The sequence below is a fragment of the Curtobacterium sp. MCBD17_040 genome (assembly GCF_003234805.2).
Lineage (GTDB): Bacteria > Actinomycetota > Actinomycetes > Actinomycetales > Microbacteriaceae > Curtobacterium.
On the sequence record NZ_CP126273.1, the window covers coordinates 2,454,545 to 2,479,857 of the forward strand.

Consider the following 25,313-nt stretch of genomic DNA (forward strand, 5'->3'; position numbering starts at 1 on the left):
ACGCCCCACCCCTGCTCTGCCCGTCCGCACGTGGGGCCGGGTGCCGCCCCGTCCCCGCACCGCGCTCGGGGACGAGCACCCGGCCGCCCTGCGCCGCCCCGCTCTGCCCCTCGACGCGTCACCCGGTCCGCACGCGCTCGCTGCCGGCGGCGCCTGCCTCCTTGCTGGCCGCCCGGCCGCCCGGCCGCCTGGCCGCCTGGCCGCCTCCCCGCCTGGCCGCCTCGCCCGCCTCCCCGCCTCGCCGCCCGGCCGCCTGGCCGCCTGGCCGCCTCCCCGCCTGGCCGCCTCGCCGCCTCGCCGCCTCGCCGCCTCGCCCCCTCCCCGCCTGGCCGCCTCGCCGCCTCGCCGCCTCGCCGCCTCGCCGCCGCCTGGCCGCCTGGCCGCCTGCTTGACTACCCGCTCTGGTGCGCCTTCCCCCTGCGCCCGCCCCACGGACCCGCCTGCGCCCCCACCCTCGGCTCCGCGTCGACAACGCAGGAAAGCGACGCCGGGATCGAGCCCCACCGGACGCACCGCGACGGGATCTCCTGACTTGTCGCCTCCCGGGCGTGCCCTCACCTGCGCCGCTCCGCTCCCCCATGGGCGCCGCCGCGTCGGCAACTCAGGTGATCGACGCCGGAACCGGCCCGCACCGGGGGCAGCGCAACGAATTTCCTGAGTTGTCACCTCCGGGGCTCCGGATCGCCCCCACTCGCGAGATTCGCCGCCTCGTTGCTCGCGCTTCCGCGCCGCTCGCCCTCGCCCGCCTCCCGCAAGCGGACAACTCAGGAAATCAATGCCGGTCGCGGCCCACACGGCGGGCAGCGCAACAGTCCTCCTGAATCGTCGGCTGCGCGGCGGCGGGCGGCGGACGGAGGACGGAGGACGGAGGACGGAGGATCTCGCGTGCACCACCAGGTGCGCGCGGACGCCGCGGCATCGCCCGCACGTCCACGTCCACGTCCACGTCCACAACGCAGGAGAACCCACGAGCCCACGGGAACGCGGCGGAGCGCGCGACCGATCCTCCTGAGTTGTCGCGTCTCGCGCGCCGGCGGCCCCGGATCCGGATCGGCCGCCCGCGGCCCGGACCGACAGTGGGACCGCGCCCGCTCACGTCGACAGCGCAGGAAGCGGCGCACGCCACGGCGACGCCCGGGAGGCCCGGCACCGGTCCTCCTGCATCGTCACCAGAGGAGGGGGACGCTGGCACGGTGCCCACGCTCGGCGGGCCCGACCGGCGTCCCACGCCGTCCTCGCTCACGTCGACAACGCAGGAAGCAGCGCACCCCACGGCGACGGCCGGGAGGCCCGGCACCGGTCCTCCTGAGTTCTCGCCAGAGGAGGGCGACGGTGAGCGGGGCGGCGCCGCGCCACGCCCGAGCCACGACGCGACGCGCCGCGCCCGACCTACGCCGCACGCGCGCCCGACCTCCGCCGCGCGCGGGCGAGAGCTACGCCGCGACGTGCGCGTTCGCGCGCACCGACGGCAGCCGCCGCCGGTGCAGCACGAGCGACTTCACCTCACGGATCCTGCGGTCGACGCCCCACTTCGTCACGAGGGTGAGCGACTCGCGGACGATGTTCCCGCTCATCTTGGACACGCCGAACTCGCGCTCGGTGAACGTGATGGGCGTCTCGACGACGCGGAGCCCGGCTTCGAGCGCACGCCAGCACAGGTCGACCTGGAAGCAGTACCCGCGCGACGCGATCCCGGTCAGGTCGATGCGCCGGAGCGCGGGGGCGGTGAACACACGGAACCCGCCGGTGGCGTCGTGTACCGCGATGCCGAGGGCGAGGCGGGAGTACAGGTTGCCACCGCGCGAGAGCAGCGACCGGTGCCAAGGCCAGTTCTCGACCTCGCCGCCGGGGACCCAGCGGGAGCCGAGCACGAGGTCGTTCGTCTCGGACAGCTCGAGCATGTGCGGCAGGTACTCGGGGTGGTGCGAGCCGTCGGCGTCCATCTCCACGAGGCGCTCGTACCCGCGCTCGAGCCCCCAGGCGAAGCCGGCGAGGTAGGCGCCGCCGAGACCGTTCTTCTCGGCCCGGTGCAGCACCCGTACTCGCGGGTCCGCAGCGGCGAGCTCGTCGGCGATGGCGCCGGTGCCGTCGGGCGAGTTGTCGTCCACGACGAGGACGTCGACACGGTCCGATGCCCGCAGCGTGCGTGCGACGATGGCCCGCACGTTGTCCTTCTCGTTGTACGTGGGGATGACGACGAGGGCGTCGTTCATGCGTGATGTCTCCTCGGTGGGCACGAACGGACGATACCGTTCACGCACCGCTCAGTCGTTCGCGAGGTCTGCGAACACGATCAGGTTGTCGACGTAGTGGCCGGTCGCGCGGTCGAACGCGCCGTCGCAGGTGATGAGCCGCAGCTCGGGCGTCGGGGTGGGGCCGTAGACGTCGTTCGTCGGGAACGCGGTCTTCGGCGCTCGTTCGGTGCCGGTGACCGTGAAGTGGATCGTGGTGCCGTCCGACATGCCGACCGCGATGTCGTCTCCGGGGGCAAGTTCGTCGAGTTTGAAGAACACGGCTGCGCTCGTGATCGAGTCGACGTGCCCCGCGATGACCGCCGGTCCGGTGTGCCCGGGGACGACGCCGTCGCTGAACCACCCCGCGTCCATCCACTGGGTCGGCGGTTGCAGCGCGCCGGTGGCGTCCTTGTGCAGGTGCTCGAGCGATGCGTCGACACCGATGGACGGGACCTCGACCCGCGTCGGTGTCGCGTCTGCCGCGGTCGTGGGGGCGCGGTTCGCGGTCGGGTCCTGGAGGCCCGAGGCCGCGTTGGTCCCACCGCCGCCGGACGAGCGCGACGAGCCCGACGACCCGGACGAGCCCGACGCCCCGGACGAGCCAGCGGGCCGCGGCGCACCGGAGGCACCCGCGGCGTGCGCGCCCGCCGCAGCCGACGTACCGGTGGCGCTCGGAGCCTCCCGGCCGGCCGCCACCGCGGTGGCGACCCCGGCACTCCCACCGACCACCACGAGCGCGGCGGCGCCGGTCACCCACATCCAGCGGGGCAGGCGGATCACGACGCGCCGCCCGAGCTCGTCGCGCAGCCGCCGAGGACGTCGGAGGTGAGCATCGTCGCGCCGAGCGCGGCCCACGCGTCGCCGTAGTACGTGTGCGTCGTGGCCGCGGTGCGGTCGGCGCGGAGCAGGTCGCGCGACGCCGCGGTGGTCGACCCGGTGGCCTGCTCGCTGGCGGCGCGAGCCGCGTAGGCAAGCGCGCTCGTCGAGTCGGTGACCGCGGTGCCGCCGAGGTCGAGCTGCGCGGCGAGCTGGGTGTTCCGCTGGAGGGTCGGTGCGATCGAGCCGGCGAGCGCCCGGTCCGACGCGGTGCACGACTCGGCGTACCGGAGCGGCATGCGCATCGCGTCCCACCCGTAGACCACGGGGCCGCCGGTGCCGTTCGCGGACGGCATGGGGTCGACGGTGCCGTCCTGGTGGACCTGCGACCAGTCGCTCGGCAACGCCGCGTTCGCCAGGATCGTCCCGGTGACGGCGTGCGAGCCGCGTTCGAGCTGCTCCCATCGCGGGTCGCCGGTCGCCTTCGCGAGGACTGCGAACGCGACGGGTGACGCGTACGACGCGTCGTAGGCGTACGGCTGGCCCGTCGCGGCCCACGGGCCGGGCAGGAGGATCCGCCCGACGTCGGTCTGGGCGGTCTCGCGATCGAGGATCGCCGACGCCATCTGCTTCCCGGCGGTCGTGTACGCCGGCTGGTCGAACCGCTTGCCGGCGAGCACGAGGGCGCGTGCGGCGTCGAGGTCGGCGTCGCTCGCCGACTGCTCGTCCGCGGTCCCGCCCTCCGTCGTCCACCGCCAGGCGAGCAGGTGGTCGTCGCCCTGGAGGTGCTGCCTCGTCCACGACCAGATGCTGCGGAACCGCCGCTGGTCACCCGATGCGAGCGCGACGAGCATGCCGTACGCCTGCCCCTCGCTCACGGTGTCGCCGCCCTGGTCGGTCCGGACGACGCGGCCGCCCCGCACGTACCGGTCGAGGAAGTCCTCGCGGAGCGTCGCGGCCGATCGCCGTCCGCCGCCCGGGGCCGAGCCGGACGTTGCGGTGGAGGCCGGTTGCGCCGCGCGCTCGGTGTCCGTCGATCGGCCCGGGGCCGTCGCGACGATCGCGATGCCGATGGTCAACGCGACCGCGACGACGGCCACGAGGGCCGAGGTCATCCACTGTCTCCTCGTCATGCGGTCAGTGGGCCAGCCCGTGGAGGAACCGGATCACCGCGTGTTCGAAGCGCGTGAACGGCCCCTCGGCGGCGGTGCCACCCCCACCGGTCTGGACCCCGCCGACCGGGGCCGAGGCCGTCGCGGCGCTGTCGACGACGGGCACCACCGTGAGCTTGCCGGCGCTGTTGTCGAGGACGAACAGCGTCGAGACGGTGCCGCTGCCGAGGTCGACCGAGGCCGTTCCCCGCTGGCCTCCGCCGGACACGTTGAGGGTCCACTTGCCGGCGTCGACGGTGGCGTACTGCGTCGCGGTGCCGAACCGGGCGTCCTGGGCGACCGTCGTGCCGGTGGAGGTCTTCACGTCGATCTCCTTGGCGTTCGTCGCGGCCTGCACGAGTCGGAGTCGCGCCTGGCCGTCCCCCGGCTTCGTGAGGTCGTCGGCGAACGCCGTGGTGCGCAGCCGCTTGTTCTTGCCGTAGGCGACGACGGTGGTCGGCGAGCCGGCCTTGACGGTGACGTCGGTGGAGATCACCGGCGTCGAGTCCGGCGAGTCCGCCGCCCGCATCGACAGTACGTACGTCCCGGCGGGGAGCTCCTTGTAGGGGCTCACCTGGCCGTACTCGACGTCGTCGAGCTCGAACACCTTGGCCCCGCCGGACAGGTTCGACAGCTGCACGTCGACCCCCTTCGTGTCGGGCGACAGGTGTCCGACGCGGAGCCAGCCGTCGGGCTGGGCGGCGGCGTTCGCGGGGGCGCCGACGCCGACGGTGGCGGCGACGACGACACCGGCGACGGCGCCGGCGACGGCGAGGCGCCGGGCGCGGAGCGTTCGGGTGGGCGTCGTGGTGGTTCGGGTGGACATGAGGGCTCCTCCTGCGGAATCGGGTCCGCGTCGGTTGTCGGCGTCGTGGTGGTGCGGGGGCCAGGGAAGCCCCCGCACCGTCACGGCGTCGAGGTGACGACCGTGGTCGCCGGGTCGATCGCCGAGAAGGTGATCGTCAGGGTGTCGCCGGAACGCAGGACGCGCTTCGGTTGGAACGTGCCGGTCATGGCCTGCAGCGTCTTCTGCATGCGCACGGTGGCAGCGGTCGAGGTGCCGTGGACGACGAGTCGGCGGAAGGTCTGGCCGGTCTCGCCGGGGAGCGGCGTGAACGTGTCGAGGCGCACGGTCTGCGCGGCGAGCAGCTGACCGAGCACGAGGATCGCCCGTTGGTCGACCTGGCCCGCGCGCAGCTGACTCGCGGCCTCGTCGGTGGCGTGCAGGCCCGGGTTCCGCGCGAGCTGCGTGCCGAGCGTCTTCCGGACGTCCGCGGCGCGGGTGATCTCCGTCCGTGCTGCAGTGTGGCCCTCGGAGTGGATGCGGCGCACGTCGACCTCTTGGTCGCCGGTGCCGAACGAGGCGACGATGCTCGAGTTCGCGATGGCGGCGTGGACGTCCTTCGAGCTCGTGCCGCCGGTGCGCATCGAGTCCGTCGTGACGACGTAGTCCGAGTCGCGCCACCCGTCTGGCGACTGCCGCTCGACCGCGCCGTCGGTGTCGAGCTTGTAGTACCAGATGACGTTGTCGCGGGCGAAGCCGTCGTGGACGAGGTCCACCCACATCGCGTCGTCGACGAGCAGCCGCGAGCTCTTCGGCACGTTGCCGCCGACCCAGTTCTCGGCCTGCTGCATCGGCTTGTCCAGGTCGGCGAGGAAGAACCCGCGGAGCTGCACGGTCCACAGCGGGACGGCCACCACGAGGGCGGCGGCGCACGCGACGAGCCAGGTGAGCCCGACAGCCCGACGAGCGCGGACCCGACGGCGTCCGAGACCCATGACGGCGATCACCGCACGCTCGGCGGTGTACGCCACGAGGACCGCACCGATCGGGATGAGCATGATGACGTACGGGACCGGCAGGTAGCCGTTCGGTCGGAACATCATCGCGAGCAGGAACACCAGGAGCGCGGCGATCGGCCGGACCCGGCGCAGGAACAGCCCGACGACCGCTGCGGCCGAGCCGAACACGATGAACACGGGGTCGAGGTCCCACCACTGGGACACCGCCTTCGACGCCAGGCTCGACGGGTCGAAGATCGATCCGCTCGCGTTCCTGGAGCCGAGCTGGTACGTGATGCCGTCGAGCAGGCTGACCTGACCGGAGCGCGGCAGGAGTTCGCCCTTGACCGCGGCGAGCATGATGTACCCGCCGCCGATGATGGCGAGCACGGCGCCGGCGACGCTCAGTGCGTACCGCCGTGTCGAGGGGTCGGCGCGGCGGATCGCGATCCAGGCGACGAACGGCAACGCGAGCAGGTAGGTCTCCTTGCTCAGCACCGCGACCCCGAGGCACGCGGCCGCCGCGGTGAAACCGGCGAGCTGCTGTCGTCGGCTCAGGGCGAACACGAACGCGGCGATGAGCCACGGCGTCGCGACGTTGTCGATGTACACCGTGCGGTGGTACTGCACGGCGAGCGGGGACAGCGCGAAGAGCAGCCCGGCGACGGTGGCGCCCGCCCGCGACAGCCCGAGCTTGCGTCCGAGGACGAACAGGAGCGCGGCGGACACCACGGCGAAGAACACCATGGCCTCGCGAGCGGCGTCGACCGCGTACGGGTAGCGCAGCCACGCTCCGGTCAGCTGCGTGTACCCGGCGATCTGGATCCAGCCGAGCGGCGGGTGGTCGTACCAGTACGTGTAGTGCGTCAGTTCGCCGAGGTGGCCGATGGCCCAGGCCTGCGCCGTGTAGGTGCCCTCGTCGTCGATGCGCTGCGGGGTCCCGGTCATGTTCCACGCCTGCACCACTGCGGTGATCGCCAGGAGTGGGGCGACCCAGACGAGACTCGCGCCGTGCCGGGCGACCCACGTCGCGATGAGCGACTGGTCACGGAGGGCACGACCGGTCCCGATGTTGCCGGCCGCCGGGGTGTGTGTCGCGCTCGCGGTCATCGGTCGCCTCCTCGGGTGGTGTCCGCGCCGGCCATCGCCAGGACGCCGTGCGAGCTGGTCGGTGCCGCCACGTCCTGGGTCACCGCGGATGCGAAGCCCTGGACGGCGGCGGGACGGTGCTGGTTCGTGTGCTCGGTCTTCTCCCAGGCGTTGAGACCCTGCAGGTGCCGGACGACCGCCCGGACGGCGGCGGCGGCGAGGAAGATCTGGTACGGCACGAGGCCGACGACGAGCTTGACGTAGTCGCGGATGCGGACCTTCTCCTGGTAGATGCGGCCGAACTCGTTGAGCCCGACCACCTCGACGGCCAGGAGCATCAGGGTGGGCGCGACGGGGATGAAGCTGATGAGCGCGATGACCGTCGGCACCTTGACGAACACGATCATGAGGACGCTCAGCGGGATGAGGAGCCCCGTCGCCGCCTGGATGAACGGCATGGTGAGCAGGTACCGGGCGAAGAACCGCTGCTTCGCGCTCGGGAGCTGCTTCCACTCCCCCTTGCCGAGCACCTGCAGGAACCCCTGGTTCCAGCGCGTGCGCTGCTTGAGGAGGGACGCGAAGGTCGGCGGGGTCTCCTCGCGGGTGACCGCCTCCGGGCTGTAGGCGACGACCACCTTGGCGCCGTCGGCGGAGAGCCGCACGCCGAGCTCGCAGTCCTCGGCGAGGCAGCCGGCGTCCCAGCCGTTCGACCAGTCGAGACGTTCCTTCGTGACGAACACGGTGTTGCCGCCGAGGGGGATGAACTTCGACTCGGCGTGGAAGTGCAGGCGGGACCGGAACCAGAAGTAGTACTCGAGGACGTTCCGCAGGCTCCACCAGCTCGACCGGAAGTTCATGAGCTGCACGCCGCCCTGCACGACGTCGGCGCCGGTCTCCTGGAACCGGGAGTCGACGAGCGTGAGCAGGTGGGGGTACACCTCGTCCTCCGCGTCGAACACGCCCACGACGTCGCCGGTCGCGTGCTGCAGGGCGAGGTTCATCGCCTTCGGCTTGTTCTTCGGGGCGGTGTCGTCGACCACGACCCGGATGAGGTCCGGGTGGCGTCGGGCGGCGGCCCGGACGACGGCGTCGGTCTCGGGGTCGTCCTCGCCGACGATCGCGATGATCTCGAAATCGGGGTGGTCCTGCCGGGCGAGCTGGTCGAGCGTCTCGCCCACGACGTCCTGTTCGTGCCGTCCGGGCACCAGGAGCGTGAACCGGTGGGCCGCGGGACGAGGGCTCTGGCTGAAGCTGGTCTGCCGCAGCGCCTCGCGCGACCGCCACGCGTGCAGCATCCACCAGAGGGTCGACAGCGCCACCACGGTCAGGAGGATCGACACGGCGATGAGCGCCGAGTACCCGATCCACTCCCCCAGGCTCCACACCGCGTGGTGGGTGGACCCGGAACCGCCGGTCGGCACGGACGTGGTGCCGCGGTTCGGGGTGTCGGTCGCGGGCGCGTCGTGACTCGGCTTCAACAGCGGGCCCGCCGCCGTGATGCGCGAGATCGACGCGAGCGCCGCGACTGCTGTGTCATTCATCAACCGGTGCCTCCTTGATGCGGAAAACGACTGCCTTGTAGGCGACGAAGCGGAAGATCGTGCCGAGCACGAGGCCGACTCCGTTGCCGGCGACGTTGTCGGCGAGGGTCGAGGTGAAACCGAGCAGGTAGTGGGACACGAAGAGGCACCCGGTCGCGATGCCGAGCCCGATGAGGTTCGACAGGACGAACAGGGCACCTTCGCGAGCCGTCTCCCGACGGTTCGCGGTCCGCTGGGACCGGAACGTCAGGAACCGGTTGCCGAGCCACGCGACGAGGGTCGCGACGGCGACGGAGACGATCTTGGCGCCGACGGGCTTGTCGTCGAGCACCGTGGCGCGGAGCAGGTTGTAGACGCCCACGTCGACCACGAAGGACACGCCACCGACCGCTCCGAACGACGCGAGCTCCCGGACGGCCGCGGCCTTCGGGAGGCGCCGACGAACCGAGGGCAGGGGGCGCCGACGCACGGCCGGCGGGAGGCGCACCGCACGGGGACGGGACCGTGGGACGACGGGTACGCCTCCGGTCACCGCCTCCACGAGGACGTCCGCCGTCCCCTGAACGGGTCGCCCCTGGACGGGGGTGGTTGCTCGGGTCATGACACCCATTCGAGGGTGGTCCCCGCGACGGTTTGGGCCGGGTACAGACATGTGCAGGCCATTGCCAGGGCCGCGTCACCCGACGTTCACATCCCCGACACACGCCGGCAGGTCGGCCGGGAGGCCCGGGGCGCCCTCCCGAGCGCCGGATCGGTACCGTTCCGGTAGCGTCCGGAGCATGGAATTCCGATACCTCGGCAACAGCGGACTGAAGATCTCCGAGATCACCTACGGCAACTGGCTCACCCACGGGTCGCAGGTCGAGAACGACGTCGCGACGCAGTGTGTGCGCGCTGCCCTCGACGCCGGCATCACCACGTTCGACACGGCGGACACGTACGCGAACACAGCCGCCGAGACCGTCCTCGGCGAGGCGCTCAAGGGTGAGCGGCGACAGTCCCTCGAGGTCTTCACGAAGGTGTACTGGCCGACCGGCCCGAAGGGGCACAACGACGTCGGCCTCTCGCGCAAGCACGTCCTCGAGTCGATCGACGGTTCGCTGCAGCGCCTCCAGACCGACTACGTCGACCTCTACCAGGCGCACCGTTACGACCACGAGACGCCCCTCGAGGAGACCATGCAGGCCTTCGCCGACGTGGTGCGGCAGGGCAAGGCGCTCTACATCGGTGTCTCCGAGTGGACCGCGGACCAGATCCGCGCCGGACACGAGCTCGCCCAGCAGCTCGGGTTCCAGCTCATCGCGAACCAGCCGCAGTACTCGATGCTCTGGCGCGTGATCGAGGGCGAGGTCATCCCGACCTCGAAGCAGCTCGGGCTGTCGCAGATCGTGTTCTCCCCGATCGCCCAGGGTGTGCTGACGGGCAAGTACAAGCCGGGTCAGCCGCTCCCCGAGGGCTCCCGCGCGACGGACGAGAAGGGCGGCGCGCAGATGATCTCGCGCTGGATGCGCGACGACGTGCTCGAGCGCGTCCAGGCCCTGCAGCCGATCGCGGACGACCTCGGCCTGTCGATGGCGCAGCTGTCGATCGCGTGGGTCCTGCAGAACGACAACGTCGCGTCGGCCATCATCGGGGCCTCCCGGCCGCAGCAGGTCGTCGACAACGTCGTCGCGGCGGGGGTGACCCTCGACGCCGAGGCGATGCAGCGCATCGACGACGCCATCGGCTCGATCGCGGAGCGCGACGCGTCGAAGTCGGTCTCCCCGACCTCCCGTCCGGCCTGATCCACGCGGTCAGGTCGCACGGCGACACGCCCGTCCCGACCATTTAGTAGTCGCTACAACCTTTTTCGGCGATCCCGGGTTAGACTGCCGATCGATGCGCTTGCATCGACCAGCGGTCACCGGGCCGCGACGAACGTCCCAGCACCACGAGGAGAACTCCATGGCCATCACCGCCGCCGCCATCCCCGGCTACATCGCCGGCACCTGGAAGCTCGACCCGACCCACTCCGAGGTCAGCTTCTCCGTCCGCCACCTCGCCATCAGCAAGGTCAAGGGCACGTTCCAGACCTTCGACGTGACCGCCGTCACCGCCGAGAACCCGCTCGAGTCGACCATCGAGGCGACCATCGACATCGCCAGCGTCAAGACCGGCCAGGAGGCCCGCGACCAGCACCTCGCGACGAGCGACTTCTTCGCCGCGGACGAGCACCCGCAGATGGTGTTCCGCTCGACGGGCATCCGGGAGCACGGCGACGACCTCCTCATCGACGGCGAGCTCACCCTCCGCGGCGTCACCAAGCCCGTCACCCTGAAGACCGAGCTCGGCGGCATCACCACCGACGGCTACGGCCAGACCAAGCTCGGCGCCGAGGCCACCACGAAGATCGACCGCACCGAGTTCGGCGTGAACTGGAACGCGGCGCTCGAGGCCGGCGGGTTCACCCTCGGCAACGACGTCACGATCACCCTCGACATCCAGCTCGTCCTCCAGGCGGCCTGAGTCACCTCCCTCGGGGCCGCAGGCCCACCGGGACACGGAGCCCCGACGCGTGCGCGCGCCGGGGCTCCGCCGCGTCCGGGTCCGGGTCCGGGCCGGGGTCCGGGCCGGGTTCGGGTCCGTTCCAGATCCGGGTCCGAGTCCGTTCCGGGTCCGTTCCGGGTCCAGGTGCGTTCCGGGTCCAGGTCCGGCGACGTGCAGGACGGGAGGCTCGCGGCGGCCCTGCTGCGTCCCTCCGAGCAGCGCACGCCTGGACCGTCGACGCAACGGGCGCCGCCCCCACCCCGCCGCGGATGCGGGCCCCGCTCCGCCGCCGACAACTCAGGACGGAAGGCAGGAGACGGAGCCCCCACGCCCCTCCCGGCCGAGGATTCCTGAGTCGTCGACGCAAGGGTGCGCCGCCGCCCTCCCATCGCAACGCCCCCGTCCCGCTGGCCCCGTCCGCCTCCGCCCCACCCCTCCACCCCGCTCCGCCGCCGACAACTCAGGACGGAAGGCAGGAGACGGAGCCCCCACCCCTCCCGGCCGAGGATTCCTGAGTCGTCGACCCAAGGGTGCGCCGCCGCCCTCCCATCGCAACGCCGCCCCGTCCCGCTGGGCCCGTCCGCCTCCGGCCCCGCCCCTCCACGCCGCTCCGCCGGCGACAACTCAGGACGGCAGGCAGGAGACGGAGCCGCCACGCCCCTCCCGGCCGGGAATTCCTGAGTCGTCATCGGACGGGGATCTGCTGGACACGCTCTCGCTGCACCGCCGCCCACCCGCGCGCGCACGCTGCACCTCCTCCGAACCGTCGGCGGCACCCCGCGGCCCTCCCCCACCGGCATGCGGGCAGCCTGGTGACAACGCAGGACAGGAGGTCCGCGGCAGCCCTGACCCGTCCCTCCCGACCGCGTGTTCCTGATCTGTCGACGCGACATGGCCGGCAGCCCGCGTCGCGCACGCGCGTGCGAGGCGCGCACGAGCACACCAGCGCACCAGCGCACCAGCGCGCGAGCGAGCGCACCAGCGCACCAGCGCCCCGGCTCGCCGGCGCCCATGGCGAACCACCGACGCCACCGCATCCGCGCACACCCACCGCGCCCGCGCACACCCACCGCACCCACTGCACGAGTAGCGTGGTGACGCCCGACCAGCAGGACGCGCCCGGGCCGAGACCGCGGGGAACACGCCGCCCGCCGGGCACGTTGCCCCGCAGGCACCGCATCCCGCACCAGGACCCGAGACAGGAGCCCGACCATGGCCTTCGACTGGATCACCCTGCAGGCGCTCGCGGCGGCCGAGTTCGGCCGTCGCCTCGAGCAGGTCACCGACTGGGACGCCCCGACGCCCGACACCGAGTGGTCGACGCGCGACCTCGTCACCCACGTCATCGACGAGCAGCGGTGGATCCCACACCTGCTCGCCGGCCACGACCACGAACAGGCGCACGACGAGCTCGAGCCGATCGGCGAGGACCTCGTCGCCGCGTGGACCCGGTTCTCCGCCGCCGCGACGGAGGCCTGGCGGAACGCGCCCAACGACACCCCCGTACACCTGGCGACGGACACGGTGCCCGCCGCGGAGTACCTCGCCGAGCAGACCTCCGACATCACGATCCACACGTGGGACCTCGCCCGCGCCACGCATTCGGACGAGCACCTGCCGCTCGAACTCGTCCAGGCCGTGTGGACCGTCTTCGAACCCCAGATCGACTCGCTCGCCGCGAGCGGTCTCTACGACGCACCAATCCAGGTCGACGACGACGCCCCGCTGCAGACGCGGCTGCTCGCCGTCACCGGCCGCGACGAGAGGATCACCGCATGAAGACCGTCCGACTGGGCAACTCGGGACTCGAGATCAGCGCCGTCGTGCTCGGCATGATGAGCTACGGGGACCCCGGCAGGGGTTCGCACGAGTGGAGCGTCGGCCTCGACGACGCCCGCCCGTTCATCCGCCGCGCGTACGAAGCGGGCATCACGACGTTCGACACCGCGAACGTGTACTCCCTCGGCTCGAGCGAGGAGATCACGGGCACCGTCCTCAAGGAGCTCGCTCCGCGCGAGGAGGTCGTGATCGCCACCAAGGTGTTCAACCGCATGCGCGAGGGCCGCAACGGCGCCGGCCTGAGCCGGGTGTCGATCATGCACGAGATCGACGCGTCGCTGCAGCGGCTCGGCACCGACTACGTCGACCTCTACCAGATCCACCGCTTCGACCCGAACACGCCGATCGAGGAGACGATGGAGGCCCTGCACGACGTCGTCAAGTCCGGCAAGGCACGGTACATCGGCGCCTCGAGCATGTGGGCGTGGCAGTTCGCCGAGATGCAGCACGTCGCCGAGCGGCACGGCTGGACGAAGTTCGTGTCGATGCAGGACCAGGTGAACCTGCTCGAGCGCGAGGAGGAGCGCGAGATGCTCCCCTTCTGCGAGGCCACCGGCGTCGGCGTGATCCCGTGGAGCCCCCTGGCCCGCGGCAAGGTCACCCGCCCCTGGGGTGAGGGCGGCACGAAGCGCGAGGGCACGGACGAGTTCGGCAAGACGCTCTACAAGCAGGGCGAGGAGTCGAACAAGGCGATCGTCGACGCGGTCGCCGCGATCGCGTCGGAGCGCGGGGTCACCATGGCGCAGGTCGCGCTCGCCTGGGTGGCCGGCAAGTCCTCGATCACGGCCCCGATCATCGGTGCGACCAAGGAACACCACATCGACGACGCCGTCGCGGGCGTGGAGCTCGAGCTCACCACCGACGAGATCGCTCGGCTCGAGGAGCCCTACACGCCCCGGTACCCCTCCGGGTTCTGAGCGTCCGTCGCGGTCGTGGGCCGCGCCTCCAGGCCGTCCGGTCGGGAGGCGCGGCCCGCGTCCGTCAGGCCGACCCGCGCCTCCAGGCCGTCCGGTCGGGAGGCGCGGCCCACGTCCGTCAGGCCGCCTGCTGTTCCGCGCGGAGCCGGTCGACGCGTGCCAGGGCGACCCGCTCGGTACCGCTCCGCCCACCGAGCACCCTGCCGATGCCGTCGAGCACGAGCCGCGTCGAGGCGATCGCCGGTGCGGGCAGCGGTCCGACGCCCGGCGCCCGGAGGCCGAGGAGCTTCCGGTGCCGCGGGTCGAGCGACGCCACCGCGCCGTCGAACAGCACGCGGTACCCGGGCCGGAGCATCCGGGACAGGGGCGGGTTCCGGATGAACGAGACGACCTCGTGCGTGCGGTCCGTGACGGCGAGGTCCCCGCGGTCGAGGTACCCGTCGAGCTGGGCGCGCAGTTCCTCGTCGGACTCCGGCGGCCCGTCCACGCGCATGAGTCGCCCTGCCGTCGCCCACTCGCGCACGTAGGCGTCGGCGCCGCCGGGGATGCGCTCGCCCCAGAGCTCGGCCGTCCGCAGGAACGAGTCCGCGAACGCCAGGTGCACCCAGCGGAGGAGGTCCGGGTCGTTCGCGCTGTAGGGACGGGTGACGCCGTGGGCGTCCGTGAACTCGCCCCGGACCCGCTCGTGCAGCCGGAGGACCCACTCGCTCGCGGCCGTCGCCGTCGCGGTGTCGCCGTGCGAGACGGTGTAGATCCAGCGGATGGTGCCCGCGAGCCGGCCGAAGGGGTCCTCGCGGTAGCGGGAGTGGTCGGCGACCCCGGCGAGCGCCCCCGGGTGCAGCGCCTGCACGAGGAGCGCCCGCACGCCCGCGACGATGGTGGACATGCCGCCGTGCACCGCCCACGTCGCGGAGTCGGGGCCGAAGAAGCCCTCGTCGGTGCCGTGCTCGAGATCGCCGATCCACTGGGGCCGCTCGGTGGCGCTGCCCGTGAACGTGGCGTTGAGGCGATCGCGCATCGCCGTGGCCAGGGAAACCATGCAGGGATCGTCCCTCGCACGCCGGGGAGTCGCCTGAGCGCGGGCATCGGGCCGCCTCTAGGGTGAACGGGTGAGCACCGACACGCCACCGCCTTGGCAGCGCAGCTACGCCCCTGGAGTCCCGTTCGACATCGACGAGCCCACCGGGTCGTTGCTCGACCTCGTCGAGGGCTCCGCGGCCCGCTACCCGCGCAACGTCGCCCTCGAGTTCTTCGGCGCGACGACGACCTACCGGGAACTGCAGGCGCAGATCGAGCGCGCGGCCCACGGACTGCAGCAGCTCGGGGTCGGAGCGGGCGACCGCGTCGCCATCGTCCTGCCGAACTGCCCGCAGCACGTCGTCGCGTTCTACGCGGTGCTCCGGCTCGGCGCGATCGTCGTGGAGCACAACCCGCTCTACACGCCACGGGAACTCCGGCACCAGTTCGAGGACCACGGCGCCAAGGTGGCGATCGCGTGGGACAAGTCGGTGGCGACGCTCCAGGACTTCCCGATCGACCTGGCGCTCGACGCGATCGTCTCGGTCGACATGACGCGTGCGATGCCCCGGTCCACCCGGGCGGCGCTCGCGCTCCCCGTCGCGAAGGCGCGCGAGTCCCGTGCGAAGCTGACGACGAAGGTCCGCGGGACGACGCGCTGGGAGTCGCTCGTCGACGGCCGCCGGCTCTCCCGGAGGCACCCCCGCCCGGCGACCACCGACACGGCGCTCATCCAGTACACGTCCGGCACGATGGGGAACCCGAAGGGCGCGGTCCTGACGCACCGGAACCTCCTGGCGAACGCGGCGCAGGCGCGGGCGTGGATCCCCCAGATCAAGCCCGGTGACAGCGTCGTCTACGCGATCCTGCCGATGTTCCACGCCTACGGCCTGACGCTCTGCCTGACGTTCGCGATGAGCATGGCGTCGCGGCTCGTGCTGTTCCCCGCGTTCGATCCGCAGCTCGTGCTCGCCGCGATGAAGCGCCATCCGCCGACGTTCCTGCCCGCGGTACCGCCGATCTACGCCCGACTCGAGCACGCCGCTGGCAAGAAGGTCTCGCTGCGGGGCATCGAGATCGGCATCTCGGGTGCCATGCCGCTCTCGCAGGCCGTCATCGAGCCGTGGGAGGCCAAGACCGGCGGCGTCCTGGTCGAGGGCTACGGCCTGTCCGAGACGTCCCCCGTCATCATGGCGAACCCGGTCTCCGACGCTCGGCGTCTCGGCACGATCGGCCTCCCGTTCCCGTCGACCGACATCCGCGTCGGCGACCCGGACGACCCCTCGAAGGACGTCCCGGTCGGGCAGCCGGGCGAGCTACTCGTCAAGGGTCCGCAGGTGTTCCAGGGCTACTGGGGGCGCGCAGACGCCACGGACGAGGCGTTCACGGCCGACGGCTGGTTCCGTACGGGTGACATCGTCTCGATCGACGAGGACGGCTTCGTGTCGATCGTCGACCGCCTCAAGGAACTCATCATCACGGGCGGCTTCAACGTCTCGCCGTCCGAGGTCGAGGACACGCTCATCCGCTCCCCCCTGGTCCGCGAGGTCGCCGTCGTCGGCATCACCACGGGCGGCAACGAGCAGGTCGTGGCGGCGGTCGTGCCCACCGACCCCGCCACGTTCTCGGCCGACGCGCTCCGTGAGTACGCCCGGGAGCACCTCGCCCCGTACAAGGTGCCGCGTCGCGTCGTGGTGGTCGAGGACCTGCCCCGCTCGATGATCGGCAAGGTGCTCCGGCGCAAGGTGCGGGACCGCATCACCGGCGCGGACGCGTAGCGGCGGCGGCGCGCGGCCCGGCGGCGCTGCGTAGCGGCGGCGTCGCGCGGTCCATTGGCGCTGCCCGTGGTACGGCCGTCGCGCGCGGATTCCGGGAGCCAGCAGCTGCCAGGCAGACAATTCAGGAAAACGACGCCGGGAGGGACGCCACAGGCCCGCCACCCTACCTGTTCTCCTGAGTTGTCCGCCTCCGGCGACGAGACGTACCGCGCCCTGCGCGTCCACGACGTACCGGGCGCACGCCGCACCTCCCGACGGCTGGCGGACGACGAATCAGGAACCGGACGCCGGGAGGGACGCCACGGGCCCGCCACCCGACCCGCTTTCCTGAACCGACGTCCCCGCGCGGTAGCCGCTGCTGCCGCCGCCGGCGACAAGTCAGGAAGTGGGCATCGCGAGGGGCGCTGCGGAGCCACCAACGGGCTCGCATTCCTGATTTGGCCACACCATGGCGACGGACGCGCCGGGCCCGCCACGTCCCCACCTCCCGACCTGCGCCGACCTGCCCAGCCCGCGCCGCGCCGCGCCGCGCCGCGGACGACGGATCAGGAACACGACACCGGGAGGGACGCCGCGGCACCGCCGGCCGCTCGCGTTCCTGAATCGGCCACCCATGACGACGGCCGCACCGCGCCCGCCTCACCCCCATCGACGGCGCGCGCCGACCAGCCGACCCCGACCCGCGCCTCCCGGCTCCGGCACCAGCCCTGGCCGCGGCACCTCCCGGCTCCGGCACCAGCCCTGGCCGCGGCACAGCCCGGCCCTGGCCGCGGCACTGCCCGGCGCCGGCCGCGGCACAGCCCGGCACCGGCACCAGCCCTGGCCGCGGCACTGCCCGGCGCCGGCCGCGGCGCACCCGCGGCCCGCCGCGGCCCGCCCCGGCCTGCCGCGGCCTCCGCCCCAGCACAGCGCCGGCAGGTGACAGATCAGGAACACGGACCCGGGAGGCACGCGGCGAGCGCGCCACCGGGCCCACTTTCCTGAGTTGCGCACCGCGGGCGATGGTGAGCACCCGCGCTGCGCCTCAGGACACGTGGACGACGGGACGGCGGGCAACGTCCGGCTCGGCCTCGCGGAGCACCTCGCGCGTGACCGGTGCGACCTCGCCTGCGCCGGTGAACAGGAAGCGCACCATGTTGCGGATGGGGCTGCCCTCGGTCCACGCGAAGTAGATGCTCGGCACGACGCCGGTGAGGTCGCGGACGGCGAGGAGCGTCGACGCGATCGTGTTGGGGACGGTGCCCGAACGCACGCGGAGGATCCGGAAGCCGTGCTTGACGACGCCCTCGATCTTGAGGTCCTCCTCGAAGTCCGACGAGTCCGCCGGGTACACCTCGAGGAAGATCGTCGGGACGCGCGCGGGGATGCCGCTCGACCGACGCTCGATCTTGCCCTTGGTCCGGTACTCCTCGGCGCTCCCGTCGTCCGGCTCGTTCGCGATGATGCACACCTGCCCGAACTGGTCGGCATCGGCCACGACGAACTGCTGCGCGACGGCGTCGAGCTCGATCGACGATGCCCGGAGCTCGAACGACCGGCGCACCCGCGAGAGCAGCGACACGACGACGATCGCCAGGATGAACACCGCCGCGATCCGCACGCCGTCGGGGCGTTCGATGACGTTCGCCACGGTGGTGTAGCCGAACACGAGCGTGATGACGCCGAACGCGATGGTCCGGCCCCGCTGCCGCTTCCGCCGTGCCGACAGGGTCACGGCGACCGATGCACTCGTGATGAGCACGAGCACCCCCGTGGCGTAGGCACCACCCTGGGCGTCGACGTCCGCGTTGAAGATCAGGGTGATGGCGAACGCGATGAGCGTGAAGATGAGCACGAGCGGCCGGACGGCTCGCGCCCATTGCGGTGCCATCCCGTAGCGCGGCAGGAACCGCGGAACGAGGTTGAGCAGGCCCGCCATCGCGCTCGCGCCCGCGAACCACAGGATCGCGATGGTGGAGGCGTCGTACACGCTCCCGAAGACGCTCCCGAGGTACTCGTGGGCCAGGAAGGCGAGCGCTCGGCCGTTGGCCTCACCGCCCGGCTGGAACTCCTTCTGCGGGATGAGGAACGTGGTGACGACGCTCGACAGGATGAGGAACGAGCTCATGATGAGCGCGGCAGTGGTGAGGAGGCGCCGGGTCCCCCGGATCCGCCCCTCCGGGCGCTTCCCCGGCACGTCACCGTTCCCGCCGTCGACCTGCGGCATGACCGACACCCCGGTCTCGAACCCGGACAGACCGAGCGCGAGCTTCGGGAACACGAGCAACGCGATCCCGATCATCGCGAGTGGATCGGCGTGCTGTGCGGTCAGTCCCGACCACCAGTCCGTGGCCAGGGAGGGACGGCTCAGCACGTGCACGAGCGCCACGGCGACCACGACGAGGTTGAGGACGAGGTACACGGACACGAGCACCACGGCGATGCCGATCGCCTCGCGGAACCCGCGGAGGAACACGACGCCGAGCAGGGCGATGAGTGCGAGCGTCAGGGGCACGGGGATGTCGGTGAACCAGTGCGGCGTGTACGGGTTCTCGGCGAGGTGCGCCGTGGCGTCCGCCGCCGACAGCGTGATCGTGATCATGAAGTCCGTCACGGCGAACCCGAGCAGGACGAGCACGAGGAGCTTGCCCGCCCACCACGGCAGGAGCTTCTCGAGCATGGCGATCGACCCGGCTCCGCGGAAGCTGTCCTGCGCGACCCGTCGGTACACCGGGAGCGCGCCGAACAGCGTGACGAGCACGAGCACCACCGTCGCGATCGGCGACAGGAGGCCCGCGGCGAGCGCCGCGATGGCCGGCTGGTACCCCAGGGTGGAGAAGTAGTCGACGCCCGTGAGGCACATCACGCGCCACCACGAGTGGGTGCGCTCCACCTCGACCTGGTGCGGGCCCTCGTGGGCGCCCGAGCTCTCGGTGCCCTGCAACATCCAGCGCCGCAGGCGGGTGCTCCGGTCGAGCCGCGGCTCGGTGGCGTCGCGGTCCGCTGCTCCGGGACCCGGCAGGGAGGGGCGGGGGTCGGTCGTCGTCATGGCGCGAGCAGCCTATTCTGCGGGCGGCGTCCCCGCCTGGGGAAGCGCAGCGACCTACCGCTTGCTGATCGAGGCGTACTTCCGCACGCTCCAGGGGACGAACACGACGAGCAGCACCACGATGCCGACGAGCACCGTGGCGACCGGGTGCTGCATGGTCCAGACGTCGGGGACGGGACTGCTCCCCACGTTGCCGAACAGTTGCCGGACGGCCTGCACGAGCGACGACACCGGGTTCCACTCGGCGAACACCCGCAGCACCAGCGGCAGGGTGTCGCTCGGCACGAACGCGTTCGAGATGAACGTGATGGGGAACAGGATCATGAAGGAGGCGTTGTTGATCACCTCGGGCGACCGGACGCTCATGCCGAGCAGCGCCATCACCCAGCTGAACGCGTAGCTGAACGCGAGGAGCAGGACGAGGCCGGCGACGAACTCCCCCGGCGACGAGTGCACCCGCCAGCCGACCGCCAGGCCCGTGAGCATCATGATCAAGACCGAGATCCCGTTGAGGACGAGGTCCCCGTTGGTCCGCCCGACGAGCACGGCGGACGGACTCATCGGCAGGGTCCGGAACCGGTCGATGATCCCCTCCGTCAGGTCCTGGGCCATGCTGTAGCCCGAGAACGTGGCGCCGAACACCACGGTCTGCGCGAAGATCCCGGCCATGAGGAACTGCGTGTAGTCGGTACCACGCACGGCGATCGCCCCGCCGTACACCTGGCTGAACAGCAACACGAACATGATCGGCTGCAGCACCGCGAACACGAGCATGTCCGGGGAGCGGCGGATCTTGAGGAGGTTGCGCCGGGTCACGGTCCAGCCGTCGTTGCACCATCCCGCGACGCGACGGTCGCGCACGACGGGGAGCTGCGCGGTCGCGGTCATCGCCGTGCCGTCCCCGACGAGGCCGGGATCTCCGGCGTCGACGCCGCACGGTCCTCCGGCCTGGGAGGCCCGGTCACCGTGGTCGCGTCCGTCGCGGTGGTCGGGTCCCCGGCGTCGGCATCGGGTTCCGTCGTCGCGGCGTGCCCGGTGAGGCGCAGGAACACGTCGTCGAGCGTGGGGCGTCGCATCCCGGCGTCGTGGAGGTCCACCTCCGCCTCGGCGAGCTCGGCCAGGGCCGCGCGGAGCGCCGACGGGCCCGACCGGACGGCGACCGAGAGGGTCCGGCCGTCCCCACCGACCTCGACGGATCCGTCCCCGTGCCGCTCGAGCACTGCCGCCGCGGCCGCCCGGTCGTCCGCCGACACGAGCGTGACCACCACGCGGTGCCCGCCCACACGGCTCTTCAACTCGTCCGCCGTCCCGTGGGCGATCACCCGGCCGCCGTCGATCACGGCGATGTCGTCGGCGAGCCGGTCCGCTTCCTCCAAGTACTGCGTCGTCAGGAGCACCGTGGTGCCCTCGGCGACGAGGCCCTCGATGACGTCCCAGAGCCCGAGGCGGCTCCGCGGGTCGAGGCCGGTCGTCGGCTCGTCGAGGAACAGCACCGGGGGCTTCGCCACGAGCGCGCCGGCGAGGTCGATCCGCCGGCGCATCCCGCCCGAGAACCCCTTGACGGGCCGGTCGCCCGCCTCGGTCAACCCGAACGCCTCGATGAGGTCCCGCGCACGACGACGCGAAGCCGACCGCCCCAGGTGGTACAGCCGCCCGATCATGTCGAGGTTCTCGAACCCCGTCAGGTTCTCGTCCACGGCCGCGTACTGACCCGACACCCCGATGCGCCGTCGGATGCGCTGGGGCTCCGCGACGACATCGGTCCCGGCGATGGTCGCGCGTCCCGAGTCCGGGCGCGTGAGGGTCGTCAGGACCTTGACGGCGGTCGTCTTGCCCGCGCCGTTCGGGCCGAGCAACGCGGTGACGCTGCCCTCGGGCACGGCGAGGTCGAGCCCCGCCAGGGCATGGACCGGCCCGGTCTTCGCGCGGTAGGTCTTCGTCAGCCCGACGGCTTCGATGAACGGCACGGCGACTCCTTCGACGCGTGTTCCCGGTGTTCCTCGTGTGCGGCCGCGCGACCGGTGCGGCCGATGACCTCAGACGTCGAACCCGCCGAGGTCCTGGTCGAATCCTCCACCCCAGTCGGACCCCGCGTCGAGGCCCGATCCGGAGTCCCAGCCCGCGGCCTCGTAGCCACCGCCGTCCGCGCCGACGTCGGTGCCGTCCGCCCCGCTGCCGTCATCCCCGCTGCCGTCGCCCCCGCCGCCACCGTCGTCACCACTGCCGTCACCCCCGTCGTCCGCCCCACTCGCGTCGACCGGCTCACCGAACATGCCGGGCTCGGGCAGGAAGGCGCTCATGATCGTCGACCCGATGACGTAGCCCGCGACGGAGCCGAGGAGCGAGGCACCGAGCATGCTCCCGAAACCGGACCCGGACCTCCCGTACCCGCCGAACCCGCCGCCGAACGCGCTCGCACCGCCGTACGCGCCGCGACCCCCGTACCCGCCGCCCCAACCGCCGAGCGACCGCTCGAGGGTCCCCGGTTGCCGGATCTCCGACCGCGTCGCGGCCTGCGCGAGCGAGCGGGGGTCGTCGGCGCGAGGAGCCTCATCGGCGGGCGCGGTGCGCGACAACTCGTCGAACACCATGCGTCGCTGCTCGGGTGTCAACCGGGCGAAGGCCTCGGCGTGGACGTCCTCGATGCGTTCGGGCGGCGCCGTACGCAGGAGGTAGCGGTAGCGCTCCACCGCGAGTTCGTCCTCGCTCGGGGGCGTCGACGATCCCGCGGAGGCGGTACGCGCAGCATCCGGCGGCACGTCGTACGACTGTTGACCGTAGCGGTAGCCCGCAGCGGACTGCTGCCCGTACGGGTCGGCGTTCGTCGGCCATGCCTGGCGGCCATCGCCCGGCTGCGATCGGTCCTCGCGCCCGAGCAGTCGATCGAGGAATCCCATGGTGTGCCTTCCGTTCGTTTGACCGCCGAGCAGAGCTCGTCGGGGCATCCGACACTACGGCGACGGCCGCCGCGTCCGCTGTACACGTGCTCAGAGTCGACCGAAGAGCACTGGGAGCATGCTGGGAACCGGCGACGGCCTCGCGCCGCCGTGTAAAGAGCGTGTGACGAACCGGCCATCACGACCCCGGCCGGCCGCGGGCGCTCGTAGGCTTCCTCAGTGACCACCACTGCACCGTCCCCCGTGCACGCCCGCCCGAGCCGCGTCGAACCCGGCGGCATCGAGGCCATCCCCGCTTCCGCCCGTCACGGCTCCCCGTGGCAGCTCGCGGCCACATGGACCGCGCCGAACCTCGAGTTCGCCACGATCTACGTCGGCGTCATCGCGGTGCTGTTCTTCGGGCTCGACTTCCGCTGGGCGATGATCGCCCTCATCATCGGCAACGCACTCGGGTCGATCACACAGGGCATCCTGTCGACGTGGGGGCCGCGTGAGGGTCTCGCACAGCTCGTGCTGAGCCGGACCGCGTTCGGGTTCCTCGGCAACATCCTGCCGGCGGGCATCAACACGATCATGGCCGGCCTGGGCTGGTTCGCCACGAACTCGGTCTCCGGCGCGCTGGCGCTGTCGACCCTCACCGGCATGAGCACGTGGCTCGCGCTGATCATCGTCGTGGTGCTCGAGGTCGCCGTGGCGTTCGTCGGCCACGACCTCGTCCAGGTGTTCGAGCGCTACGCGTCGTACATCCTCGGGATCATCTTCCTCATCGCGACGATCGTGATCTTCTCCCACGCCCACCTCGAGTACACCCCGAAGGGCGGGGGCTACTCCTTCGCCGGCTTCACCCTCACCGTGAGCGCGGCGTTCGGTTACGCCGCCGGCTGGAACCCCTACGCGTCCGACTACACCCGGTACCTGCCCGCCAGCGCGTCCCGCCGCACCGCCGGCTGGGCCGCGGGCATCGGCGACTTCGTGTCGTGCACCGTCCTCATGGCGGCGGGCGCGGCAGCCGTCACCATCGGTGGGTTCGACCCGGGCGACCCGACCGGGTCGTTCACGTCGAGCCTCCCGGTCGTGATCCGCGACCTGACGCTCATCGCGATCGCAGTGGGCGCCATCGCCGCCAACTCGCTCAACATCTACTCCGGCGCGATGTCGTTCCTCGCCGCGGGCGTTCGCATCCGGTTCGGGCTGCGTCGGGCCATCGTCGCCGTCGGGTTCGGCATCATCGGGTTCTTCGTCGCGCTCTGGGCCCTGCCCGACGCCGGCGAGAAGTACGAGAACTTCCTCCTCGTCATCGCCTACTGGATCGCGCCATGGCTCGGGGTCGTGTTCGCGGACCGGATCCTGCGTCGCGGCACGTCCATCGCGCAGTTCATCCCCGACCGCGTCCGGTACCGCAACTGGGCGGGCATCACCGCGTTCCTCATCGGCGGCGTGCTGTCCGTGTGGTTGTTCTCGAACCAGACGTTCTACGAAGGTCCCGTCGCCAAGGCGACCCCGGTCGGCGACCTCACCCCGCTCGTCGGGTTCGTCGTCGCGTTCGTGGCGTACTTCCTGCTATTCCGCGTCGCGAAGCCGGCCGTCGGCGGTCCGCTCGCCGAGGCCCCCGACACCGTCATCGGCGTCGACGGCGCGGACGACGTCGCATGACCGACGTCGAGGAGCCGGCCGAGCCGCGGGAGCCGGCCGAGCCGCAGGAGCCGACCGTCCGGCATCCCGGTGGTGATCCCAGGGACCCGGTGACGGGCCTCCCGGCCGAGGGAGCGAGCGGCGACGCGGCCCCGTCGGCGGTCCCCGGTGGATCGGTGCAGGACGCGGCAGCGGCGTCCGGCCTCGGTGCCGTGGCGGATGACCCGGCCACCGCGGCGGGCCCGGAACCGGTCGGCGCCGGGCCGCGCTTCACGACCGCCGAGGAGCAGCTGGCCGTCGCCCGCGCCGAGGCGGAGCAGGGGCTCGTCGAGGGTGGGATCCCGATCGGCGCCGCGCTGTTCGCCGCCGACGGCACCCTGCTCGGCAGCGGCCACAACCGGCGCGTGCAGGACGACGACGCGTCGATGCACGCCGAGACGAACGCGTTCCGCAACGCCGGACGGCAGCCCGGCTACTCGGGCACGACGATGGTCACGACGCTGTCGCCCTGCTGGTACTGCTCGGGCCTCGTCAAGCAGTTCGGCATCTCCCGCGTCGTGATCGGTGAGGCGGAGACGTTCTCCGGCGGTCACGACTGGCTGCGGGAGCAGGGCGTCGAGGTCACGATCCTGGATGACCCGGACCTCGTCGCCATGATGCGCACGTTCATCGCCGAGGAGCCGACGCTCTGGAACGAGGACATCGGGGTCGAGTAGCGGAGCGCGCGGACGCGGGCGTTGTCGCGCCCCGACGTGGGCGCGGCGGGCGAGCGCGTGGGCGGCGGGCGCGGGTACGCGGTCCCGAGAGGACGGCTTGCGTCCCCCCGTCCGTTCCAGGCCGCACCGGTGTCCCCCGCTCTGCCCGTACCGCCGCGGTCGACAACGCAGGAACACCGAGCCGGGAGGCACGGCACACCCCCGCCGCGCACCAGGACTCCTGAGTTGTCACCCCCGCCCTGGAGGCCCCACCTCCGCCGCCAGGGCCGCACAGCCGCGAGTCCCAGCTCCGGCCCAGAACCTCGCGGCCGAGGCCGCGCCGCGCCGCGCCTCGCCTGAAGGTCGCGCCT

General features: G+C 72.2%; 19 protein-coding genes. 7 read left to right on the top strand and 12 right to left on the bottom strand.

All coding sequences use genetic code 11. From position 1 onward, the window contains the following. Positions 1-1,433: 1,433 nt before the first annotated feature. The 7 genes from DEI94_RS11535 to DEI94_RS11565 all read right to left on the bottom strand — a co-directional run bounded on the left by DEI94_RS11535 (position 1,434) and on the right by DEI94_RS11565 (position 9,214). Positions 1,434-2,213: a polyprenol monophosphomannose synthase gene (locus DEI94_RS11535; RefSeq protein ID WP_111011588.1), complete on the bottom strand. Its 780-nt coding sequence runs from the start codon at positions 2,211-2,213 to the stop codon at positions 1,434-1,436. 51 nt (positions 2,214-2,264) lie between these two features. Continuing rightward, positions 2,265-3,014 carry a class F sortase gene (locus DEI94_RS11540; protein ID WP_146244129.1) on the bottom strand — a complete coding sequence of 250 codons (750 nt, stop codon included), beginning with the start codon at positions 3,012-3,014 and terminating at the stop codon, positions 2,265-2,267. After that, complete coding sequence (locus DEI94_RS11545) at positions 3,011-4,165, bottom strand: family 8 glycosyl hydrolase (protein WP_181435449.1); 1,155 nt, start codon at positions 4,163-4,165, stop codon at positions 3,011-3,013. The genes DEI94_RS11540 and DEI94_RS11545 overlap by 4 nt, the downstream gene beginning before the upstream one ends. 22 nt (positions 4,166-4,187) lie before the next feature. Continuing rightward, entirely contained in the window at positions 4,188-5,027 is an 840-nt protein-coding gene (locus DEI94_RS11550; protein ID WP_111027587.1) for a DUF4397 domain-containing protein, read from the bottom strand. 80 nt (positions 5,028-5,107) lie between these two features. Continuing rightward, on the bottom strand, positions 5,108-7,093 hold the full coding sequence (locus DEI94_RS11555) for an ArnT family glycosyltransferase (protein WP_111027586.1): 1,986 nt from the start codon (positions 7,091-7,093) through the stop codon (positions 5,108-5,110). Next, positions 7,090-8,613 (bottom strand): glycosyltransferase family 2 protein, encoded by a 1,524-nt coding sequence (locus DEI94_RS11560; RefSeq protein WP_181441886.1) that lies wholly within the window; start codon positions 8,611-8,613, stop codon positions 7,090-7,092. The genes DEI94_RS11555 and DEI94_RS11560 overlap by 4 nt, the downstream gene beginning before the upstream one ends. Continuing rightward, positions 8,606-9,214, bottom strand: a complete 609-nt coding sequence (locus DEI94_RS11565) for a GtrA family protein (protein WP_111027602.1) — start codon at positions 9,212-9,214, stop codon at positions 8,606-8,608. The genes DEI94_RS11560 and DEI94_RS11565 overlap by 8 nt, the downstream gene beginning before the upstream one ends. A gap of 178 nt (positions 9,215-9,392) precedes the next feature. Between DEI94_RS11565 and DEI94_RS11570 the strand changes: the two genes are divergently transcribed. The 4 genes from DEI94_RS11570 to DEI94_RS11585 all read left to right on the top strand — a co-directional run bounded on the left by DEI94_RS11570 (position 9,393) and on the right by DEI94_RS11585 (position 13,895). Next, on the top strand, positions 9,393-10,397 hold the full coding sequence (locus DEI94_RS11570; protein ID WP_111011594.1) for an aldo/keto reductase family protein: 1,005 nt from the start codon (positions 9,393-9,395) through the stop codon (positions 10,395-10,397). Between the two features lie 160 nt (positions 10,398-10,557). Further along, positions 10,558-11,118, top strand: coding sequence for a YceI family protein (locus DEI94_RS11575; RefSeq protein ID WP_111011595.1), 561 nt, complete (start codon positions 10,558-10,560; stop codon positions 11,116-11,118). A gap of 1,233 nt (positions 11,119-12,351) precedes the next feature. Next, positions 12,352-12,918: a TIGR03086 family metal-binding protein gene (locus DEI94_RS11580; RefSeq protein WP_111027698.1), complete on the top strand. Its 567-nt coding sequence runs from the start codon at positions 12,352-12,354 to the stop codon at positions 12,916-12,918. After that, positions 12,915-13,895, top strand: coding sequence for an aldo/keto reductase (locus DEI94_RS11585; RefSeq protein ID WP_111027699.1), 981 nt, complete (start codon positions 12,915-12,917; stop codon positions 13,893-13,895). The genes DEI94_RS11580 and DEI94_RS11585 overlap by 4 nt, the downstream gene beginning before the upstream one ends. A gap of 118 nt (positions 13,896-14,013) precedes the next feature. Here the strand turns inward: DEI94_RS11585 and DEI94_RS11590 are convergent, their stop codons facing one another. After that, positions 14,014-14,934 (bottom strand): oxygenase MpaB family protein, encoded by a 921-nt coding sequence (locus DEI94_RS11590; protein ID WP_111013607.1) that lies wholly within the window; start codon positions 14,932-14,934, stop codon positions 14,014-14,016. Between the two features lie 70 nt (positions 14,935-15,004). Between DEI94_RS11590 and DEI94_RS11595 the strand changes: the two genes are divergently transcribed. Then, entirely contained in the window at positions 15,005-16,690 is a 1,686-nt protein-coding gene (locus DEI94_RS11595; RefSeq protein WP_111027700.1) for a long-chain-fatty-acid--CoA ligase, read from the top strand. Between the two features lie 1,024 nt (positions 16,691-17,714). Here the strand turns inward: DEI94_RS11595 and DEI94_RS11600 are convergent. The 4 genes from DEI94_RS11600 to DEI94_RS11615 all read right to left on the bottom strand — a co-directional run bounded on the left by DEI94_RS11600 (position 17,715) and on the right by DEI94_RS11615 (position 22,615). Then, positions 17,715-19,718: an APC family permease gene (locus DEI94_RS11600; RefSeq protein WP_258378101.1), complete on the bottom strand. Its 2,004-nt coding sequence runs from the start codon at positions 19,716-19,718 to the stop codon at positions 17,715-17,717. A 54-nt stretch (positions 19,719-19,772) separates the two neighbouring features. Continuing rightward, entirely contained in the window at positions 19,773-20,606 is an 834-nt protein-coding gene (locus DEI94_RS11605; protein WP_111027701.1) for an ABC transporter permease, read from the bottom strand. Then, entirely contained in the window at positions 20,603-21,685 is a 1,083-nt protein-coding gene (locus DEI94_RS11610; RefSeq protein WP_111027702.1) for an ATP-binding cassette domain-containing protein, read from the bottom strand. Before DEI94_RS11610 ends, DEI94_RS11605 begins: the two co-directional genes overlap by 4 nt. A gap of 69 nt (positions 21,686-21,754) precedes the next feature. Next, a complete protein-coding gene (locus DEI94_RS11615) occupies positions 21,755-22,615 on the bottom strand; it encodes a hypothetical protein (protein WP_111027703.1) in 861 nt (286 codons plus the stop codon). Between the two features lie 219 nt (positions 22,616-22,834). On the opposite strand from DEI94_RS11615, the gene DEI94_RS11620 reads away from it, so the two are divergent. Both DEI94_RS11620 and DEI94_RS11625 read left to right on the top strand, forming a co-directional pair. Beyond that, on the top strand, positions 22,835-24,268 hold the full coding sequence (locus DEI94_RS11620; protein WP_111027704.1) for a purine-cytosine permease family protein: 1,434 nt from the start codon (positions 22,835-22,837) through the stop codon (positions 24,266-24,268). Beyond that, positions 24,265-24,963 carry a nucleoside deaminase gene (locus DEI94_RS11625; protein ID WP_111027705.1) on the top strand — a complete coding sequence of 233 codons (699 nt, stop codon included), beginning with the start codon at positions 24,265-24,267 and terminating at the stop codon, positions 24,961-24,963. Before DEI94_RS11620 ends, DEI94_RS11625 begins: the two co-directional genes overlap by 4 nt. The last annotated feature ends 350 nt before the right edge of the window (positions 24,964-25,313 follow it).

Coding starts and splice junctions, on each gene's coding strand:
- DEI94_RS11535 (WP_111011588.1), bottom strand. CDS start 2,213: ATGAACGACGCCCTCGTCGTCATCCCCACGTACAACGAGAAGGACAAC.
- DEI94_RS11545 (WP_181435449.1), bottom strand. CDS start 4,165: ATGACCTCGGCCCTCGTGGCCGTCGTCGCGGTCGCGTTGACCATCGGC.
- DEI94_RS11550 (WP_111027587.1), bottom strand. CDS start 5,027: ATGTCCACCCGAACCACCACGACGCCCACCCGAACGCTCCGCGCCCGG.
- DEI94_RS11555 (WP_111027586.1), bottom strand. CDS start 7,093: ATGACCGCGAGCGCGACACACACCCCGGCGGCCGGCAACATCGGGACC.
- DEI94_RS11560 (WP_181441886.1), bottom strand. CDS start 8,613: ATGAATGACACAGCAGTCGCGGCGCTCGCGTCGATCTCGCGCATCACG.
- DEI94_RS11565 (WP_111027602.1), bottom strand. CDS start 9,214: ATGACCCGAGCAACCACCCCCGTCCAGGGGCGACCCGTTCAGGGGACG.
- DEI94_RS11570 (WP_111011594.1), top strand. CDS start 9,393: ATGGAATTCCGATACCTCGGCAACAGCGGACTGAAGATCTCCGAGATC.
- DEI94_RS11575 (WP_111011595.1), top strand. CDS start 10,558: ATGGCCATCACCGCCGCCGCCATCCCCGGCTACATCGCCGGCACCTGG.
- DEI94_RS11580 (WP_111027698.1), top strand. CDS start 12,352: ATGGCCTTCGACTGGATCACCCTGCAGGCGCTCGCGGCGGCCGAGTTC.
- DEI94_RS11585 (WP_111027699.1), top strand. CDS start 12,915: ATGAAGACCGTCCGACTGGGCAACTCGGGACTCGAGATCAGCGCCGTC.
- DEI94_RS11590 (WP_111013607.1), bottom strand. CDS start 14,934: ATGGTTTCCCTGGCCACGGCGATGCGCGATCGCCTCAACGCCACGTTC.
- DEI94_RS11600 (WP_258378101.1), bottom strand. CDS start 19,718: ATGACGACGACCGACCCCCGCCCCTCCCTGCCGGGTCCCGGAGCAGCG.
- DEI94_RS11605 (WP_111027701.1), bottom strand. CDS start 20,606: ATGACCGCGACCGCGCAGCTCCCCGTCGTGCGCGACCGTCGCGTCGCG.
- DEI94_RS11615 (WP_111027703.1), bottom strand. CDS start 22,615: ATGGGATTCCTCGATCGACTGCTCGGGCGCGAGGACCGATCGCAGCCG.
- DEI94_RS11625 (WP_111027705.1), top strand. CDS start 24,265: ATGACCGACGTCGAGGAGCCGGCCGAGCCGCGGGAGCCGGCCGAGCCG.